Annotated in this window: 6 protein-coding genes; all 6 read right to left on the bottom strand. The window is 31.8% G+C overall.

Annotation, left to right across the window (positions count from 1 at the left end; all coding sequences use genetic code 11):
- Positions 1-175: 175 nt before the first annotated feature.
- Positions 176-373 carry a hypothetical protein gene (locus ACKI44_RS02755; protein WP_091699469.1) on the bottom strand — a complete coding sequence of 66 codons (198 nt, stop codon included), beginning with the start codon at positions 371-373 and terminating at the stop codon, positions 176-178.
- Between the two features lie 112 nt (positions 374-485).
- On the bottom strand, positions 486-2,396 hold the full coding sequence (locus ACKI44_RS02750) for an ATP-dependent nuclease (protein WP_407421314.1): 1,911 nt from the start codon (positions 2,394-2,396) through the stop codon (positions 486-488).
- 146 nt (positions 2,397-2,542) lie between these two features.
- The gene (locus ACKI44_RS02745) at positions 2,543-3,352 is read right to left on the bottom strand and encodes a pseudomurein-binding repeat-containing protein (RefSeq protein WP_407421312.1); all 810 of its coding nucleotides are present in this window, start codon (positions 3,350-3,352) and stop codon (positions 2,543-2,545) included.
- Positions 3,353-3,612: 260 nt separating this feature from the next.
- Positions 3,613-4,008: a hypothetical protein gene (locus ACKI44_RS02740; RefSeq protein ID WP_407421310.1), complete on the bottom strand. Its 396-nt coding sequence runs from the start codon at positions 4,006-4,008 to the stop codon at positions 3,613-3,615.
- A gap of 106 nt (positions 4,009-4,114) precedes the next feature.
- Positions 4,115-5,041, bottom strand: coding sequence for a hypothetical protein (locus ACKI44_RS02735; RefSeq protein ID WP_233144885.1), 927 nt, complete (start codon positions 5,039-5,041; stop codon positions 4,115-4,117).
- A 12-nt stretch (positions 5,042-5,053) separates the two neighbouring features.
- Positions 5,054-5,993 (bottom strand): hypothetical protein (locus ACKI44_RS02730; RefSeq protein WP_407421308.1); only part of this gene is annotated, 940 nt, incomplete at its 5' end.

Raw genomic sequence — 5,993 nt, 5'->3', positions numbered from 1 at the left:
ATTTCAACTCTTGCGCTGATGTTGGTTTTTTCCGGTAACATAATAAATAATATATTATGTATTATATATAAAATTTTATTATAAAAAAAATATAAAAGTAATAATAAATATTACTTTTGCTTATGAAAAATAGTTTCTTTTTAAGAGTTATATACGTGAGATTTATTTTTTGAAGCTATTCTTCGTCATCCATTTCGTCAAGTTCCTTTTGAAGATCGTGGATTTGCATTTCCTTATAGAATCTTTCGAACTTGCCGACTTCAATGAGATAAGCTGAAACTTCAAGAGCATCTCGATAGGTATAGTTGGACTCTTTGATAATTTGCTTTTTGTCTTCATCCATATAGGATGAGGTATTATTTATATTGGCCATAGCTATTACAACCTGTATATAATAATTAATATAATATTTTATTATTTCAATTATATAAAACTTAAGTTGATTTTCACTTTTGATCTTAAAAAATTTTATTAAATTGTTTTAGTTAATTATTTTTCTTTATAAATTCATATATTCCTTCGGTAACTTCTTTTGCAGCATCTGAAAGGTCATCATAATTATCTGTAAACTCGGGTTCCTTATAGCAAAACCTTTCTTTTAAAGTATCCTTATTAAAGAAATTATCAGGTATTTCATTAGTGATTATGTTATCTTTAATAAATTTATAAAAGTTTGATTTCTGATATTCTTCTTCATCAAAATCTTCTATGATTCCTAAGCTTCTTATTTCCCTAAGACTATTCAATATTTTTAGTAAAACACCTTTAGAAATTAAATTTTCAACTTCTTTAACATTTAATATTTTATAATTGGAATAATTCATATCATTAAATAATGCCTTATTTTTTTCAGATTCTTCTTCACTATCAAAATCTAATATTGTATATATTCTTTCTTTTTGGATTGAATTAAATTCTTTAACTGTTTTTAAGGTTTCTTTACCGCCACCCCTTAAAAATGAGTAGTGAATTCCTTTTTTGAATATTGTTGTATCAGGGTTTTCATTTTTTAATTTTTCTTGATATAACTTAAGATAGAAATCATAATGCACAATATCATATGACCCTTCAACTAATAATGTGCAATTATTTGCCAATACTGAAGAAGGAAGAGCACCTAATTTTTCTAATGTTGGAAAATGATTAAAATCAACTTTTTCAACAATAAATTCATTAATTGGACTTTCTTCATTATTAATGGATTTATCAAATGAATAAATAGAGATGTCTCTATTTTCAAATTGCATGTCTAAAAAATGATTAGAGTGTGTTGTAAAGAAAAATTGAAAATTTTCAAAACGTGGGTCTAATAATGTTTCAATTAATGTTCTTTGCAAACTGGGATGAAGACCAATTTCAGGTTCCTCAATAAATACTAACACGTTTGTATTCTGTCTTTTTGATAAATCTAAATATAAAAATAGTGGCAAGGTTATTAAAATGATAGATTGTATTCCATCTCCAAGATTATATATAGGTCTTTCTTTTTCATCCCCTATTTTAATAGTTAAAACATCATCTTTAACTTTTGGAATTAATGCAACTTCTTTCTCATCAAAAAATGTTTTAGATAAATAATTTTCGTATTCGCTAATCATTTCTCTTTGTTCTAAATCACCTAATAAATAGTTTTTTACAGAGTCATAGAATTGTAAACCTGTGATAATTGAATGCTTTGAATAATATTTACTGTTTTCTATAAGGTCTTTTAGACCCAATACTTTCTGTCCATCTTCATCATCCTTTTTCAAAAAATCATTAACATCAATTATTATGCTTCGCTCATCAGGAAAATAATCATTTTTTATTCTTTCAGCATATAAATCATTAGTCTGTTCTTCTGATTTGAATTCTGAAGGAAGTAATGGTATTAATCCTCTCAATGGAGGAATATATATTCTATAAAAATTGTATCTAAATAAATTATCATCTATATCTATTTCATTGAAAAAGTTTTCAAAGATTTCCCCACATTCATGTTCGTAGCTCATAGGCTGCTTTTTGAAGTCATTATCAATATTATTATGAATTTTTATTAAATCAGGAAATGGTGCATTTGCTTCTTCAATAAATTCAGGGTTATGTAAACTTTTAAGAATATTTGATTTTGCTCGTCTTTGGTCTTGAGAGTCTAAAATCCCTTTCTGTTTATTAATTGATTTTTTAAACTCTTTAGATTGTTTTAAAAATGTATCAAACTGTGGGTCGTTAGGTAAAAATTTTAAAGTATAATCCTTATCTACATAGAATAATGACCTCATAAATCTGCTTTTACCGGTATTGTTCGCACCTACAAAAATATTAATCCTAGACAAGTTCATTAACCAGTCTTTATTAGGGGAGTTTATAATTGTATAATCATCATTTTCAATTTTTAAATCTTTAATAATGCTCATTTTTATCAACAATTAATTTCTTTTATATATAGATTTATTTTCATATTCTTAAATAAACTTTCATAAATTAAATTTAATCAATAAAATATCTTAATGACTAAATCTCAATGCCATATTAAAAAAAAGAAAATGAGTTAACATTAATGTTAACTGCTATACAAATCTGTAAATATCCAACTTGGATCATAAGCTATAAGATAACCGTCTTCACACCATATTGCTCTGACATTACCTGAAGTTGAATCGGCCACTGCAGCAGGATCTCTGTTAATCCAGTTGCCACCAGTATGTTTCTTATGTCGTAGCCTTAATCTTATATGGCCGGTTCCTGAAACTCTGCATTTGACATGGACAAATTGCACATCATAACCTAATGATTTTGCTATACGATAATATACTTGTCCCCAGTCAACACAATTGGAACCTTTTCCCTGACTAGCATCATTGATTGTTTTCTTGTCTGTCTTTTGAGAATCAAAGTATTTGTTGTATAATTTCCTCTTTGCTATAATAGCTAAAGCTTCATCAATGGTGTTTCCTTTGTAGTTGAATGTCTTGATAAACAGCTTCATTGTTGAGTCATTGTAATCTGGAAGCTTTGACATTCTGTAAACGATTGCAGGAAGCCTTCCGTTTGCTCTGATATAGCTTTCAGTCCTTATGGCCATGTCCACATATTCTGCCTTGTCGATTTTGGTTCCGTTCTTTAACATGACATAATTTGGAAGGAAATCCAAAGAGCTGTTATCCTTAATCACAGCCATTGTATACATTGCAACCAACTTGTCTGAACCTAATTTCTTGGCTTTCTTTTCAATATCACTGCAATTACCTTTCAATGTTAATATCTGGTAATAATCACGTTTTTTGTACTTCTTTTTGTTCTGGATTAACCAGAATGCTATTGAGTTCATTGCCTGGCAAAAACTTGTCCAGCTAATATAATTTTCTGACATATACTATAATTTGTATTATCCTATTTATTATATTTTTTATATATTTTAGATAATAAAAATAGTATGTAATTACTGTGTTGAAAATAATTGATGTTTCCTACAATGTAGAGTTGATTAAATCAATAGCTGATTTTTTGATTTGATTTAATTGGTTGGCATTGACATTAACGGCAAGGGTTGTCAATACAGGACTGGGTTTTAAATCCCGATATATATCAAAGCATTTCTAAAAATAAGTTTTAAACAGTTAATGGCTGTCGTTAATGTTGGATGTTTCTGTTATGGATCCATTCACGGTGCTTTCCGATAGATACTCTCACAATAACATCAATCAGATCAGTTTCATCTTCCTTTTTGAAGTAGTAATAAGCCGGTCCTTCCAGCATCTGTCTTAAATCATAGAATGGTTTTGGCTTGACTGCATCTTGATGCATAAGGCCGTAATTTTTTAAAAGTTTTATATTTTCGGTTTCGTATTTTTCTAACTTAGATTTCTGGACTTTAGTAGCTACTGTCTTTTCTTTTTTATCAAACAGTTTGGCTATTTGAGAGCTATCAATTAATATACTGGATTCAATTAACAGTAATGTTATTTCTTTTCCTTTTACTGTTATTGCTGTTGGATGTGAATTTTCAGTATCTAATATCAGTTTCATTTTATAGCCTCAATTATATAATATGGCGATTATCGCATAAAAAATATTAGAGAAGAGTTAGTGAAGCTATTGAAACTTCACTAATCATTTGAGATAAAATATGGTCTTATGCTCTGAAATTACCTTTGATGATTCTGTTAGGTGCATTCATTAAAACACCAACGCTTGATAGGATGAAGAGCTTTGTATACATTGGCAGTTCATCTCTGATGTCCTTTCTCATGAATTCAATCAATGGATAGAAATCATACATCTCACCGTCAGGTCCTAAAGGCGCAACGGTTGTTCCGGTAGTTCTGGAGTACAATAATTTCATTCCGGGGTTGATGTAGTCCATACCGATGTAGGTCTTGTCACCCATCTCGGAACCGCCGTCGCAGACTGCTGTTCCCAAGATGTCGATGTTGTCAACGCCGTAATAGCTTTTGATTAATTCTACCGGTTCGACCTGTCTGTTGCTTGAAAAGATATCTGATTTCAGGGTTGTTAAAGATTTATAACTAACAGCCATTGAATTTAAGTTGGCATAGCTTCCGGCTGATTCCTTGAACTTTTCCTGAGCTTTAAGGATTGTCATACCGGTGTCATCGCCGCTTTCAAAGTTGTAAGTGGCAACTTTAGATGAATTCATAATCATGTCAATGGCTGCCTTTTCAATGCTTCTGCCGATGAGAATTCCTACATCCTGCAGCATGTCATTAACGGAGATTAAATTGGAATCAAGCATTTGAGCTGAAACGTTCAGGACACCACCGATAGTGTCAATGGAGATAGTTTCACTGATTGGCTTTCTTACATTTAACTCTTGCAAAGTAGCTCCTGGAGCAATGTCTTTGGCCTCACCAAGAACGCCTGACTGAATGGCTTCCTCGATATTGACTCTTTGGGACATGTAAGTGTAATACTGTGAGTTCTCTTCAATTTCCTGCTTTGGAAGTAATCTTGTGAATTTCATCCACTTTGCGGAAGTATCGGCCACAATCTGCGCCATAACTTCATTTTGTACTTTTGCATCATTTCCTTTGGTTAACATTAACAATCCTCCTTATGGCCTGCAGGTACCTTTCAGGGCAAGTCCTGGTTTATTCAGCAATATTCCGACTTTACTTTGTATGAACAATTTGGTATATTGTGGCAATTCATCGTAGATGTCTTTGCGCATGATTTCAATGATTGGATAGAAATCTGCAATGTTTTCATCAGATGTAATAGGTGCAACGGTAGTTCCTGAAGATTTGGAATATAATACTGTTAATGGAGCGTTTCTTAAATCGAAACCGATGTATTGTTTGTCGCCTATTAATAATCCGCCGTCAGCTTGGGTTGTTCCCAATAAATCGATATTGTCAATGCAGTAGTATTCCTTAATGTCTTCTACTGGTTGGACTAACTTGTTTGATGAGTAAGCCAGCTGTTTAACGTATGATAATGTTTTGTAAGACTCAGCCATTATTGTCAAATCAGCACCTGCTCCGGCATTTCCTTTGAATGCTTCCTGTGCCTTGATGACAAAATTACCGAAGGCATCCATAGTGTCATCGGTTTGGGTTGTGTTATATTGCGGAACGTTAGGTGAGCTTATTAAAGTATCGTAGATGTTGTATTCAATGCGGTTAGCAATAACGGTAGCCACATCGCCCAGCAAATCCTCAAATGAAACGATATCTGAGTCGAAAACATCCTTGTTGACGTTTAAAACACCTCCGACAGTGTCGATGCTGATGGTGTCTGTTACCGGTTTTCTGATGTTTAATTCTTGAAGGCTTGCACCGGGAGCGATGTCCTTAGCTTCTCCTAAAAGTCCTTTTTTGATGGCTTCATCGAGATTGATGTTCTGTCTGAAGTATGTGTAGTAATCGGAGTTCTCTTTGATTTCTTGTTTAGGAAACAATCTGGCTAACTTCAATCTTTTTGCGGTTTCATCAGTAATGGTTTGAGCTATTACCTCATTTTGAACTTTTGTATCATTTCCTTTTGTAATCATT

The organism is Methanobrevibacter sp., from assembly GCF_045646205.1.
GTDB lineage: Archaea > Methanobacteriota > Methanobacteria > Methanobacteriales > Methanobacteriaceae > Methanocatella.
The sequence above is the reverse complement of the archived record's forward strand: the minus strand, read 5'-3'. Positions and strand labels throughout refer to the sequence as shown.